Origin of the sequence: Kribbella sp. NPDC004536 (genome assembly GCF_042873835.1) — a bacterium.
In the GTDB taxonomy this organism is placed as follows: Bacteria; Actinomycetota; Actinomycetes; order Propionibacteriales; family Kribbellaceae; genus Kribbella.
Genome location: NZ_JBIALY010000001.1, coordinates 263,893 through 276,602 on the forward strand (window position 1 = coordinate 263,893; position 12,710 = coordinate 276,602).

The following is a 12,710-nucleotide window of genomic DNA, read 5'->3' on the forward strand; positions in this document are numbered from 1 at the left end:
TTGAACGGTTTTTGTCGGCGAGGGCTTGTAGCGTTCCCGGCACGCACCACATGAGCTCGAAGCGACGAACGGGGTGGTCCTGTGACTTTCGGTTCCCTACTGCGGCAGTGCAGGCAGACGGCCGGGCTGAGCCTGCGGCAACTCGCAGCACAGGTTGGGTACGACCACAGCTACCTGTCGCAGGTGGAGCGTGGGCAGCGGCCGGGCTCCGCGGACCTGGCGCGACTCTGCGACCAGGAGCTCGGCACCGACGGCCGGCTGTCCGCCACGTTCGAGCAAAGGCGTGCACGCGTGCGCCCGGATCCGTTGGAGGCGGCGTGGCGTGGCCTCGTCGGCACAGCTCCCAACCAGCAGCTCGGTGATTTCCGCAGCGTCCCTCCGGCCGCGTTGCTGCCGGCACTGGTGCGCCAACTGTCCGGTGCGGACCGGCCGGAGGCGGCCGAGCTGAGCATCCTGATCGCGGAAACCCTGACCAGGCTGGACGATCGGAGTACTGCAGGCCGCTGGTGGTGGGCTGCTCGCGCGGCGGCAGACGACGTCGGCGCGGGCGCGACGGTGCGTGCGAGGGAGGTGCTGAGCGGGCTGTCCGGGCGACGTCCGTTGCCGGAGCTGCTGGAGCTGGCAGAGGAAGCGGTCGCCCTTGACCATCACGGTTACCTGCCACGGGCAGCACGAGCACTGGTCCTGGCTGAGCTCGGTCGCAGCGAGGAGGCGCGTCACGCGTTGCAGGAGTTGATCGGCGTCGAGCTCGCCCCGACGTACCAAATGCACTGGGTCGAGGGACGCATGTGCACTCTCCTTGGCTACGGGGTGGCCGGCTGTGTGCTGCTGCAGCGTGCGCGGGAGCTCTGCCCGGAGAGGTGGATCGGTGAGCGCGCCCGGCTCGACCTGTGTCTTGCCGAGTGCCTGGCTGTCGCGGGAGAGGTCGCTGCCGGCCTGGCGATGTCCCTCCGCGTCCTGGTGGAGCTTCCGGACGAGTGGCACGACACCTTGGTGTACGACGCTGCCGCCCGGGTGCTGTCCGTCGTACAGGCGGAGCCCGGTGCGAGCGAGCTACGGCGGCTGATGGCCGGAGTGTGGGCAGCGGGTCGAGGCGGAGCTGAGGGCAGGGGTAGCGTGCGGTGAGTGACAGGTGAACAGCGGGCAACGGTAGTGACAGACGCATGGGACTTCGCAGTCGAGCTGCGGAGCGACCCGACCAGTGCAGAGGCCAGGGCTGCTGCACTGAAAGACCCTGCATTCGGTCAGTCCTTCACGGACCACATGGTGATTGCCAACTGGACACCGGATCGCGGCTGGCACGACTCGAAGGTCACGGCGTACGCACCGCTCAAGCTCAGCCCCGCGGCTGCTGTCTTCCACTACTCGCAGGAGATCATCGAAGGCCTCAAGGTGTACCGGCACGCCGACGGGTCGGTGTGGGCGTTCCGCCCGGACCTGAACGCCGCTCGGTTCAGCGCGAGCGCACAGCGGCTCGCGCTCCCGCAGGTGCCGGAGGACGAGTTCGTCGCGGCGCTGCGTGCACTGGTGACCGTCGACGAGGCCTGGGTGCCGTCGGCCGAGGACGGCGAGACCAGCCTGTACCTGCGTCCGTACATGATGGCCACTGAAGCCGCCCTGGCCGTCAGGCCCTCCAACGAGGTCCTCTTCGGTGTCATCGCATCCCCGTCCGGTCCTTACTTCAACACCGGTCCCAAGCCGGTGTCGATCTGGCTGACGACCTCCACGATCCGTGCGACGCCAGGCGGTACGGGCGCGGCCAAGTGCGGCGGCAACTACGCCGCGAGCCTGGTCGGCCTGGCAGAGGCTGTCGCGAACGGCTGCGAGCAGGTCGCGTTCGTCGACGCCGCCGAGCACAAGTGGCTCGAGGAGATCGGCAGCATGAACATGTTCTTCGTGTACGCCGACGGCCGGATCGCCACGCCGGAGCTGTCCGGCTCGATCCTCGAAGGCGTCACCCGCGCCTCGGTGCTCGAACTCGCCGCCGATCTCGGCCACCCGGTCGAGGAACGCCGGATCTCCGCCGAGGAGTGGCAGACCGGCGTCCGCGACGGTGAGATCACCGAGGCCTTCGCCTCCGGCACCGCCGCCGTCATCACCCCCATCGGCCGCCTCGCCTGGCCCGACGGGGACCTGACGATCGGCGACCACTCCATCGACCACGGCGTCGGCCCGGTCACCGCCAAGATCCGCAGTAGCCTCCTCGACCTCCAGTACGGCCGCACCCCCGACACCCGCGGCTGGCTGACCCGGCTCGCTTGATGCCGTTTGTCCCCGGCGCCGGTTAGGTTGGCTCCATGGCGGCCAAGTCTCCGGCGATCGAGCTCGAAGTTGGTGACCGCACGGTCCGGATCTCCAATCCGGACCGGGTGTACTTTCCCGCGCGCGGGGAGACCAAGCTGGATCTCGTGAAGTACTACCTGTCCGTCGGGGACGGCATCGTGAACGCGCTGCGCGAGCGGCCGTGCATGATGCATCGGTTTCCGGAGGGGGTGTCCGGCGAGAAGGTGCACCAGAAGCGGTTGCCGCACGGCGCGCCGCCGTGGATGGAGACCGTACGGGTCAAGTTCCCCAGGTACAACCGGACCGCTGACGAGCTGTGCGTCACCGAGATCGCGCACGTCGCGTGGGCCGTACAGATGTCGACCGTGGAGTTCCACCCGTGGAACTCGCGGCGTGCCGACACCGAGAAGCCCGACGAGTGGCGGATCGACCTCGACCCGATGCCCGACTGCCCGTTCGATCGGGTACGCCGGGTCGCGCACGTCGTGCACGAAGTACTCGACGAACTCGGCGCGGTCGGCTACCCGAAGACGTCCGGCGGCAGCGGCATCCACGTGTACGTCCGCGTGAAACCGGAGTACGGGTTCACCGACGTACGGCGGGCCGCGCTCGCGTTCGCGCGCGAGGTGGAACGACGCGCGCCCGAGGACGTGACGACCACCTGGTGGCGCAAGGACCGGGACCCTCGACTGGTCTTCGTGGACTTCAACCAGAACGCCCGCGACCACACGATCGCCGCGGCGTACTCGGTCCGCGGCAACCCCGAGGGCACCGTGTCGACCCCGATCCACTGGGACGAGGTCGACGACGTGAACCCGAAGGACTTCACGATCGCGACCGTGCCGGGAAGGTACGCCGAGCTCGGCGATCTCCACGCCACGATCGACGAGAACGTCTACTCGCTCGCCACCCTGATGGAGTGGGCCGACCGCGACGAACGCGAAGGCGCCGAGGAACCCCCGCCCCCGGAGGAGTAGGCGTCAGAGCGGGTCCGCGGTCAGCATCGCCGCCAGCTTGAAGATCGGCAGCGAGATCTGCCTCAGCAGCCAGGAAGCGATGACCGCGCCGGCGACAAGCGCGACGAGCAGGCACCCGACCAGAATCAGCACAGCCTTCGTCGCCGAACCGGGCAGCCAGTTGGTCGCGGACTGGAGCGAGCTCTGTCCGATGCTCTGCGTCCGCTGCAGCGAGTTCTCGTACGCCTTACGCAGCGCCCGGTCCGGCCCCACCGACGCCGCGATCGCCGCTTGTTCGTCACCGGCCTGGTACGCCACGAACTCGGCCCGCGTCGCCGTCCACCAGCGCTCGAAACCGGTGCTCGAGTCGCCCGCGGCCCGGCGTTCGTCCTCTGTGGTGGCTGCTTGCACGGCGGCCGCGAAATCCCGGCGTGCAGCGGCGACGCGCTGGTCGGCTTCCCGCAGATACATCGAGTCGCCGGTGAGCAGGAAGCCGCGCTGATCGTTGGCCACGCTCTTCGCGTCCAACGAGGCGGAGGCGATGGCCGTCGCGTAGGGAACATCGTCCTTCACCCGAGTGTCGCCCTGGCTGAGATCGACGACGAGCGCGATCGCCACGCCGGTCACCAGCACCAGCAGGGCGAGCAGAGCGCCGAGTCCGGCTCGCACCTTGCGACCGAGCGAGATCCTGGGCTGCTTGATGTCGGCCACGATGCCTCCCCAACACACGGCCGGACGCTGCATGCATGACGTATGCGCAACTGCTGCTATCCCAGTCCATGGTGCAGGAGGTCGGTCAGTGTGTCGATTGCGAGATCGTCACTTATCGTCTGGCCGTCGGCCGGATTCACCACGAGCCAGGTGTAGGCGAAGCCCTCCAGGAGTGCGTTCATCGCGGAGATGGCGACCAGTGGATCCGCCGGTGGATGAGGCAGGTGGGAGAAGTGCTCGATCATGTGCTGCCGGTCGTCGGTCATGATCTGCTGCAGGCGCCGGCCGAGGTCCGGGTCGACCATTGCGGCCTGTTTGATCGCGATCATCTCGGGCAGATGCGCCTTGTAGAACCGCCAGAACGCGGCCACGTGCCAGCGGATCGCTGACCGCTTACTGAAATCTGCGTCGTGTCCGGCGACGTCGACCACCGCATCGTCCGCGGCCGCGAGCATGTCGCGGAGCAACGCCTCGAGCAGTTCCTCCTTGCTCGCGAAGTGGTTGTAGAACGACCCCGTCGCGCGCCCCGCCGCCGCAGTGATGTCGGTGATCTTCGTGTTCAGGTACCCGCGCTCGGCGAAGACGTCGCGCGCGGCCTGCTTCAGTGCCGCCTCGGTCCCGGCCGCCCGCTGCCGGCGGCTCACTGTGTCCGTCACGAGTACCTCCTTGACAGCGAACCCTAGCCACACCCACACTGAATCCGAATTCAGTGAATCATAATTCACCCAAGGAGACCACTGTGAACGTCCTGATCGCGGGCGCCGGACCGACCGGCCTGACCCTCGGCATCGAACTGGCCCGGCGCGGCATCGCGGTCCGGCTGATCGACAAGGCGACCGAGTACTTCGACGGTTCGCGCGGCGACGGCCTCCAACCGCGGACCCTCGAGGCGTTCGAGGACCTCGGCGTACTCGACCAGGTGCTCGCGCAGGGCCGCGACGTCCCGCTGATGAAGATCCACGTCGGCGGTCAACTCGTCGGCGAGCGCCGGATGGCCGACCCGGTCGAGCCCACCCCCGACATCCCGTACCCGAACGCCTGGATGCTCGGCCAGTCGCGCACCGAGAAGATCCTCCGCGACAAGCTCTCGGAGTACGGCGTGAGCGTCGAACTCGGCACCGCGATCACCGGCTTCACCCAGACCGACACGGCGGTGACCGCTGAACTGTCGACCGGCGAGACCCTGACCGTCGACTACCTGGTCGGTGCCGACGGCGGGAAGAGCTTCGTCCGCAAGCACCTCGGGATCGCGTTCGAGGGGACGACCGACGAGTCGATCCGGATGCTGCTCGGCGACGTCGCCGCTGACGGTCTCGACCACCAGTACGGGTACTGGTTCGGATCGTTGGACAACCCGATGGAGGGGATCGCGCTGACCCCGCTGTCCGGCGGCGACCAGTTCCAGTTCGGCGCACCGCTGGACGGCGACACCTCGCTCGAAGGGCTACAGGCACTCGTCGACAAGTACGCAGGGGAAGGTACGGCGAAACTGCGCGACCTGACCTGGTCGACCGCCTGGCGCCCGAACGTACGACTGGCCGCGAGCTTCCGGGTCGGCCGCGTCTTCATCGCCGGCGACGCCGCGCACGTCCACCCGCCGACGGGCGGCCAGGGCCTGAACACCGGCGTCCAGGACGCGTACAACCTCGGCTGGAAACTGGCCGACGGCCGCGAGGAGGTGCTCGCGACATACGAGACCGAGCGCCGTACGAACGCACAGCGTGTCCTCGGGATCAGCGAGGACCTGATGCAGAAGCACGTCGACGGCGACGAGTCGGCGCTGGAGCGCGGCGAGAATACCCGCCAACTGGACGTCTCGTACCGCGACCCCGCCGACACCCGCCCGCTGGCGAGCGGCGACCGCGCACCCGACTCACCCATCACCGATGCCGACGGCAACAAAACCCGTCTCTTCGAGCTGTTCCGCGGCCCGCACGAGACCCTGCTGCGCTTCTCCCCCACCACCCCGTCGACCCACCCGTACACGGTCGACATCACCTCACCCGAGGCGTACGCGATCTACCACGCGGCGCCGGGCGACGAGATCCTCGTCCGACCGGACGGCTACCTTGCATAGATGCAGACTTTGGCCGAAGCCGCCGCTTATCAGCGCGCTGTCGAATTGGCGACGTATGGGCGGCGGCAGATCCTCGGCATCACCGGAGCACCGGCGGCCGGCAAGTCGACGTACGCCGAACACCTCGCCGCACGACTGACCGCCGACGGTCACAAGGTCGCACTCGTACCGATGGACGGGTACCACCTCGCGCAGTCCGTTCTCGAGGCTTTGGGACTCGCGGATGTCAAAGGCGCGCCGCACACCTTCGACGGGGGCGGTTTTGTCGCGTTGCTCAGGAGACTGAAGGAGAGTCCGGACGAGCAGATCTGGGCGCCGCGGTTCGATCGCAGCATCGAGGACTCGATCGCCGCGAGCATCGGCGTCGCCCCCGAGGTCACGCTGGTCCTGACCGAGGGGAACTATCTACTGCTCGACGAGACACCCTGGACCGCCCTCCGGAACCTGCTCGACGAGTGCTGGTACGTCGAGGTACCCGAGGACCTGCGCCACGAGCGGCTGGAAGCAAGGCACCGCGCCTTCGGCCGGTCGCCTGCGGAGGCCCACGACCGCACCTACGGCTCCGACGAACGCAACGCGCAGCTGATCGCGGCCACCGCGCCGCGCGCCGACGCGATCATCCAACCCGCTCGATGAACGCGGCCACCCCGTCCAGATAGAGCTGCAGGCCGAAGTCGAAGTCGGCCTCGTTGTCCTCCTCGAAGCTGCCGACCTCGTCGAACACGCCCGCCTCGACCGTCCGCGCGACCGCCGGATAGACCCGCGGGTCCGCGACCCGCCGCAGCGTCGACCCGAACCGCTGGAACGAGTCCGGGTTCTCCGCGTACCCGGCGGCGAGGTCGAACGCCATCCGGATCTCGCCCTGGACGTAGGTGATCAAGCCCATCACCACGCCGACCTTCGCCGCCTCCGGAAGGCCGGTGTCCTTCAGTGCCCCGAGCGCGGAGTCGAACCAGGCGAGGTTGTTCGGGCCGGCCGGCGGCCCCGAGATCGGCACCCGCGCGTACCAGGTGTGCTTGCGGATCGCGGCCATCACGCCGTCGGCCCAGAACGTCAGGCCGGTGCGCCAATCGATCCCCTCCGGCAACGGCTCCGGACGTTCGAGCGCGGCGTCCGACATGATCACCAGCAGGTCGTCCTTGCTCTTGACGTGCCGGTACAGCGCCATCGTCGAGTTGCCGAGCCGTTCCGCGATCCGCGCCATCGACACCGCGCCCAGGTCTTCGGCGTCGGCGATCTCGATCGCGGCCCGGACGATGTCGTCGAGGGTCAGCGACGGCTTCGGCCCGCGGCGCGGCGTCTCCCGCAGCCGCCACATCAGCGCGACGTCGGCCGGCAGCTCGTTGTTCTCCACCAGGTCAGTTTAGGGCTTGCGCATCGGTACTGCGTACCTGCTACGCTATTTAGCGTACCTAATACGCAGTAAGGGAGGGCCGATGATCGTCGAGGCGACCGGGTTACGGAAGTCGTACGGCGCGACCGAGGTGCTGACCGGGGTCGACCTGAGCGTGACCGAGGGGTCCGTGCTCGCGTTGCTCGGTCCGAACGGCGCGGGCAAGACCACCACGGTGCGGATCCTGACCACGCTGACCCGGCCCGATGCCGGTACGGCGACGGTCGCGGGGTACGACGTGCTCCGCGAACCGGCGAAGGTCCGCGGCGCGATCAGCCTGACCGGGCAGTACGCCGCGGTCGACGAGAACCAGACCGGCCGGGAGAACCTGGTGATGGTCGGCCGGCTGATGCACCTTGGCCGCGGCCCGGCGCGACGTCGTACCGGCGAGCTGCTCGAGCAGTTCGGGCTGACCGACGCGATGGACCGGCGGGTGAAGACGTACTCCGGCGGCATGCGGCGCAAGCTCGACCTGGCGATGAGCCTGATCGCGCGACCGCGGGTGATCTTCCTGGACGAGCCGACGACCGGGCTCGACCCGGCCAGCCGGTCGGCGATGTGGGACGCGATCGTCGAACTGGTCCGCGACGGCACGACCATCCTGCTCACCACGCAGTACCTGGAGGAGGCGGACCGGCTGGCCGACCGGATCGTGCTGCTCGACCAAGGCGGGATCGTTGCTCAGGGTACGGCGGATGCGCTCAAGACCCAGATCGGTGGCGAGCGGATCGAGCTGCGCTTCGCCGACGGAGCACAGGTACTCAAGGCGAACGGTGTGCTCGACGGCGTGGTCAGTGAGCTCGTACTGAACGTCCCGTCGGACGGTACGGCGGCACACCTGCACCACGTGCTCGACGTACTGCGGGACAACGGGCTGGAGCCGGAGCGGGTCTCGTCGCACCGGCCGACGCTGGACGACGTCTTCCTCGCTCTGACGGCTTGAGAGGTTCCTGATGACACATGCAGTCGCCGATGCGATGACCATGATCTCCCGCAGCGTCCGGCTGGCGCGGCGGAACGTCGACACGTTGTTCGTGTCGCTCTTACTGCCGCTACTGATGATGGCGTTGTTCGTGTACGTCTTCGGCGGCGCTATCGACACGGGGACGGAGTACGTGAACTACGTCGTACCGGGGATTCTCCTGCTCACTACTGGGTACGGTGCTGCCTCTACTGCCATGGCGGTCGCTGACGACATGAACAGCGGCATGATCGACCGGTTGCGCTCACTACCTATCCACAGCTTCGCCGTGCTCACGGGACACGTCGTGGCGAGCGTGGCTCGCAACGCGACTTCTACGGCGATCGTCATCGTTGCATCGCTCGCCATGGGCTTCCGCCCGAGCGGTGGGTTGCTGGACTGGCTAGGGACGATCGGTCTGCTTCTTCTGTACGTCGTAGCACTGTCCTGGCTTGCGGCTGCTCTCGGTGTGATCGCCAAGTCCGTCGAGTCGGCCAGTGCGCTCAGCTTCATCATGCTGTTTCTGCCGTACCTCAGCAGCGCGTTCGTACGACCGGAGTCGATGCCTGCGTGGCTCAGGCCGATCAGCGAGCACCAGCCGATCACCCCGGTGATCGAGACGGTCCGCAGTCTGCTGATCGGAACACCGCTCGGCGACAACGGCCGGCTGGCGTTGGCGTGGTGTTCTGGTCTGCTCCTGTTCTCGATCGTCCTGGCGACTTCGCTGTACCGGCGACGTACCGGCAAGTGATCGACGGACACGCACCGAATTCGACCGACCGTGACCCCTTCGTCTTGTTAACGTCAAAGTCCCCCCCAACGTGTGGTGGTCCCATCCCCCCGGGACCCACACGGACAAGCGCCCCGATCACCGATCGGGGCGCTCTGTTTTTGTTTTCAGACAGGTGTCGATTCCGGCCTCTCTCCTTCGACGTATCAGTAAGAGCGACCAAAGGAGAGGGTCAGAATGAACACCACCACCGACACCCGGAACATGATCGTCACCATGCTGGCCGAGGGCAGCCCGGTCTGGTACGTGGCCGGCATGGTCAACATGCGCAGCCACGACGTGTACGTGATCGGCTGCGAGGCCGGCTACCCCGACAAGGCCAAACTGCGCCGAGCAGTCTGGGCCGCCCGCAACCGGATTCCGCAAGCTGCCTGATCTCCTCAGGTCGCTCCAGCCGCTGTCAGCCCCCTGCGGGCGACAGCGGCTTTGTTCTGTCTAGGGTGATCGGGTGGAAGATGTCAGCGTCGTGGACTACCACACGGCCGGCGAGCCGTTCCGGATCGTGACGTCGGTGCAGCTCCCCGGCGCTACGGTCGCCGATCGCCGGGTCGTCGCGCAGTCGTCCGACGAGATCGACGCGGTTCGGCGGATGCTCGTGAACGAACCGCGCGGGCACGCCGACATGTACGGCGGATTCGTCGTACCGGCTGACGACGACGGCGCCGACTTCGGCGTCGTGTTCTGGCACAAGGACGGGTACTCGACCGCCTGCGGCCACGGGACGATCGCGCTCGCGACCTGGGCCGTCGACACCGGCCTCGTCCCGCCGGGCGACGTCGTCATCGACGTACCGTCCGGACGAGTCACCGCTCACGTGTCCCCTGATGGCGTTGCCTTCCGCAACGTTCCCTCGTACGTACTGCGGCGAGCCGTGCAGGCGTCGACGTCCCGCGGTGAAGTGACCGCGGACATCAGCTACGGCGGTGCGTTCTACGCCTCGGTGCCCGCGTCGTCGGTCGGCCTCTCCGTGACACCGGCGTCGTACGCGGACCTCATCGCGATCGGTCGCGAGATCAAGTGGGCGCTCGACCCGGTCGCCGTACACCCGAGCGATCCACGGCTCAGCGGCCTGTACGGGACGATCCTGTACGACGACCTCGGCTCCTGGGCGGAAGGCCCGTACCAGCGCAACCTCGCGGTCTTCGCCGACGGCGAGGCGGACCGTTCTCCGTGCGGCTCCGGTACATCGGCCCGCCTGGCGCTGCTGTACGACGAGGGCCGACTCGGTCCCGGCCAGACTCTGCGCCACGACTCCATCGTCGGTACGACGTTCCGCGGCCGGGTCGTCGCCGAGACCCCGGAGGGCGTGATCACCGAGGTGCACGGCACCGCGTACCGCACCGGGACCGCGACGTTCGCCCTCGACCCGCGCGACACTTTGGGCACCGGGTTCACGCTGCGCTGATCTCAGATTGCGACAAAGCTTGCCGCGGGTGACCGCTAGGTTGATCCTCATGATCTTCATCACCGCGAAGTTCCGTGTGAAGCCTGAGCATGCCGACGACTGGCCGTCCATCACCGCGGACTTCACCGCCGCGACCCGCGCGGAGCCGGGCTGCCTGTGGTTCGACTGGTCCCGGTCGCTCGACGATGCGCATGAGTACGTACTGGTCGAGGCGTTCGCCGACGACGAGGCCGCGACGCACCACGTGACCTCCGACCACTTCAAGGCCGCTCAGCAGCACCTGCCGCCACACCTGGTCGAGACACCCCGCATCGTCAACTTCAAACTCCCGCAGGACGACTGGTCCGAACTCGGCGAACTCGCCGTCAACTGACCTCAACCTCAGCACCTCCTCGAGCGTCATAGAGTGATCGAGCTATTACTCAACGGGGAGATGTTGTGATCAGAGCTGTTGTTGCGATGGTGGGTTGCGCGGCGTTGGTGGCGAGTGGCGCAACTGCCGCCTCCACGGCACAGGCTGACGTCGGCTCGACGATCCAGGTGTGGCTGAAGCCGGACCTGGCCGGTGCCGAGCGGTTCGCGACGGCCGTCTCGACGCCTGGCAGTCCTGAGTTCCATCACTACTTGAGCCCCAACGAGTACATCGCCCGCTTCGGCCCGTCCGCCTTCTCGGCCGCGACGGTCGCGGACTGGTTGAAGCGGCACGGCATGACCGGCGTGCGGGTCAGTAGCGACCGCTCGTACATCACGGCGACCGGGCGGCTGACCGCTACCCCACCGGGCATTCTTGGCATCACAGGGCTTGGCAGCTCGCAGTCAGCCGCGACCACTCAAGCGGTGCGGCCGACCTGCTCGCAGTACTGGGGTCAGCATGTGCAGTCGATCAAGCCGGCTTACCGCGGGCTCACCAAGGCCTCCCTGCCGATCTGCGGGTATTCCGCTCAGCAACTGCGCAGCGCCTACGGAGCAAACAAGGCCTTCACCGGCAAGGGGCAGACAGTCGCCCTGACGGAGAGTCTGGCTCCCAACAAGATGCTCCAGACGCTGCGTGAGTACGCCCGGCGCAACCACCTGCCCGCTCCGAAGGCCGACCAGTACGAGGAGATCCACGTCGGCGGCTCGAGCTGCGGGCAGGACGCGCGGAGCGCAGCACCGTACAACGACGAGGCCGAGATGGATTCGGAAGCGGTGTACGCGATGGCGCCGGACGCGAAGCAGCTGATGGTCGTCGGTGGGGGCTGCGACGAAGACCAGGCTCTGCTGAACGCGGTGCTCGCCGTGCTGAACGGCAACGGCCGCCGTCCGAGTGCCTCGATCGTGTCCAACTCCTGGCAGATCCCGATCGGCGAGGTACCGCCGCAGACCGTCCACGCGATCGCCGTACGCGCGGCCGCCGAAGGCGTCGGCCTGTACTTCTCCTCCGGCGACACGCCAGGCCTGACGACCACCGCGTCGGACCCGTTCGTGACCGCGGTCGGCGGTACGACGATGGGCCTCGACGCCCGGGGCCGCCGGGTGTTCGAGACGGGCTGGTCGACCGACTCCGCGATCCCGGACTCGGGCAAGTGGAGCGACGTCGGCCTGACGTCGGGCGGCGGCGGGACGAGCGAGGTCTACGCGCAGCCTGCGTACCAGAAGGGCGTCGTACCAGCATCGATGTCGCACATCCGGGCCGGCGGACGGACCGTCGTGAACCGTACCGTTCCGGACATCTCCGCACTCGGGGACATCGACACGGGCATGGCGACCGCCTACACCGACGACGACAACCACTACCGGACGCAGGTGAACGCGGGGACGAGCCTGTCCGCACCACTGGTCGCCGGGATGGTCGCCAACGCACAGCAAGGCCGGCGTACTGCCTTCGGCTTCGCCAACCCGCTCCTCTACCGCATGCACGGCACCGCGGCGTACCGCGACGTCCTCCCACTGCCCGCGTCCACACCGCAGCAGAACCGCGCCGCCTTTACCCCAGCCAACGACACCGACAGCGCAGCCGTCGACGTCTTCGACTCCCACAACCGGGCGGAAACCGACCAGGTGACCGTCATGGGCTACGACACCGTGACCGGCGTGGGAACCCCCAACGGCCTCCCCTTCATCCTCGCTCTCCGCCTGGCCGCCGCCGGATAGC

The 12,710-nt window shown here is 67.9% G+C and carries 14 protein-coding genes; 11 read left to right on the plus strand and 3 right to left on the minus strand.

Features of this window, described 5'->3' with window-relative positions:
- Window positions 1-81: 81 nt before the first annotated feature.
- Genes ACFYRU_RS01280 through ligD form a run of 3 tightly spaced genes read left to right on the plus strand, consistent with a single transcriptional unit; the run spans window position 82 to window position 3,260 of the window.
- Window positions 82-1,125 (plus strand): multiprotein-bridging factor 1 family protein, encoded by a 1,044-nt coding sequence (locus tag ACFYRU_RS01280; RefSeq protein WP_387651658.1) that lies wholly within the window; start codon window positions 82-84, stop codon window positions 1,123-1,125.
- A 27-nt stretch (window positions 1,126-1,152) separates the two neighbouring features.
- Window positions 1,153-2,262 carry a branched-chain amino acid aminotransferase gene (locus ACFYRU_RS01285; protein WP_387651661.1) on the plus strand — a complete coding sequence of 370 codons (1,110 nt, stop codon included), beginning with the start codon at window positions 1,153-1,155 and terminating at the stop codon, window positions 2,260-2,262.
- A 35-nt stretch (window positions 2,263-2,297) separates the two neighbouring features.
- On the plus strand, window positions 2,298-3,260 hold the full coding sequence (gene ligD, locus ACFYRU_RS01290) for a non-homologous end-joining DNA ligase (RefSeq protein ID WP_387651663.1): 963 nt from the start codon (window positions 2,298-2,300) through the stop codon (window positions 3,258-3,260).
- Between the two features lie 3 nt (window positions 3,261-3,263).
- On the opposite strand, the gene ACFYRU_RS01295 is transcribed toward ligD, so the two are convergent.
- On the minus strand, window positions 3,264-3,950 hold the full coding sequence (locus ACFYRU_RS01295) for a hypothetical protein (protein ID WP_387651666.1): 687 nt from the start codon (window positions 3,948-3,950) through the stop codon (window positions 3,264-3,266).
- Between the two features lie 56 nt (window positions 3,951-4,006).
- Window positions 4,007-4,606, minus strand: coding sequence for a TetR/AcrR family transcriptional regulator (locus ACFYRU_RS01300; protein WP_387651668.1), 600 nt, complete (start codon window positions 4,604-4,606; stop codon window positions 4,007-4,009).
- Window positions 4,607-4,689: 83 nt separating this feature from the next.
- On the opposite strand from ACFYRU_RS01300, the gene ACFYRU_RS01305 reads away from it, so the two are divergent.
- The gene (locus ACFYRU_RS01305) at window positions 4,690-6,027 is read left to right on the plus strand and encodes an FAD-dependent monooxygenase (RefSeq protein ID WP_387651669.1); all 1,338 of its coding nucleotides are present in this window, start codon (window positions 4,690-4,692) and stop codon (window positions 6,025-6,027) included.
- Complete coding sequence (locus tag ACFYRU_RS01310; RefSeq protein ID WP_387651671.1) at window positions 6,028-6,663, plus strand: nucleoside/nucleotide kinase family protein; 636 nt, start codon at window positions 6,028-6,030, stop codon at window positions 6,661-6,663.
- On the opposite strand, the gene ACFYRU_RS01315 is transcribed toward ACFYRU_RS01310, so the two are convergent.
- Window positions 6,644-7,381, minus strand: a complete 738-nt coding sequence (locus ACFYRU_RS01315) for a TetR/AcrR family transcriptional regulator (RefSeq protein WP_387651672.1) — start codon at window positions 7,379-7,381, stop codon at window positions 6,644-6,646. The genes ACFYRU_RS01310 and ACFYRU_RS01315 overlap by 20 nt on opposite strands.
- 82 nt (window positions 7,382-7,463) lie before the next feature.
- On the opposite strand from ACFYRU_RS01315, the gene ACFYRU_RS01320 reads away from it, so the two are divergent.
- The 6 genes from ACFYRU_RS01320 to ACFYRU_RS01345 all read left to right on the plus strand — a co-directional run bounded on the left by ACFYRU_RS01320 (window position 7,464) and on the right by ACFYRU_RS01345 (window position 12,709).
- Complete coding sequence (locus tag ACFYRU_RS01320; RefSeq protein WP_387651675.1) at window positions 7,464-8,363, plus strand: ATP-binding cassette domain-containing protein; 900 nt, start codon at window positions 7,464-7,466, stop codon at window positions 8,361-8,363.
- Window positions 8,364-8,373: 10 nt separating this feature from the next.
- Entirely contained in the window at window positions 8,374-9,132 is a 759-nt protein-coding gene (locus ACFYRU_RS01325) for an ABC transporter permease (protein WP_387651677.1), read from the plus strand.
- A gap of 216 nt (window positions 9,133-9,348) precedes the next feature.
- Window positions 9,349-9,546 (plus strand): hypothetical protein, encoded by a 198-nt coding sequence (locus ACFYRU_RS01330; RefSeq protein WP_387651679.1) that lies wholly within the window; start codon window positions 9,349-9,351, stop codon window positions 9,544-9,546.
- A 73-nt stretch (window positions 9,547-9,619) separates the two neighbouring features.
- Window positions 9,620-10,576: a proline racemase family protein gene (locus ACFYRU_RS01335; protein ID WP_387651681.1), complete on the plus strand. Its 957-nt coding sequence runs from the start codon at window positions 9,620-9,622 to the stop codon at window positions 10,574-10,576.
- A gap of 49 nt (window positions 10,577-10,625) precedes the next feature.
- A complete protein-coding gene (locus ACFYRU_RS01340) occupies window positions 10,626-10,949 on the plus strand; it encodes a putative quinol monooxygenase (protein WP_387651683.1) in 324 nt (107 codons plus the stop codon).
- A 65-nt stretch (window positions 10,950-11,014) separates the two neighbouring features.
- Window positions 11,015-12,709: a protease pro-enzyme activation domain-containing protein gene (locus ACFYRU_RS01345; RefSeq protein WP_387651685.1), complete on the plus strand. Its 1,695-nt coding sequence runs from the start codon at window positions 11,015-11,017 to the stop codon at window positions 12,707-12,709.
- Window position 12,710: the final 1 nt, after the last annotated feature.

Coding starts and splice junctions, on each gene's coding strand:
- ligD (WP_387651663.1), top strand. CDS start 2,298: ATGGCGGCCAAGTCTCCGGCGATCGAGCTCGAAGTTGGTGACCGCACG.
- ACFYRU_RS01310 (WP_387651671.1), top strand. CDS start 6,028: ATGCAGACTTTGGCCGAAGCCGCCGCTTATCAGCGCGCTGTCGAATTG.
- ACFYRU_RS01320 (WP_387651675.1), top strand. CDS start 7,464: ATGATCGTCGAGGCGACCGGGTTACGGAAGTCGTACGGCGCGACCGAG.
- ACFYRU_RS01325 (WP_387651677.1), top strand. CDS start 8,374: ATGACACATGCAGTCGCCGATGCGATGACCATGATCTCCCGCAGCGTC.
- ACFYRU_RS01330 (WP_387651679.1), top strand. CDS start 9,349: ATGAACACCACCACCGACACCCGGAACATGATCGTCACCATGCTGGCC.
- ACFYRU_RS01340 (WP_387651683.1), top strand. CDS start 10,626: ATGATCTTCATCACCGCGAAGTTCCGTGTGAAGCCTGAGCATGCCGAC.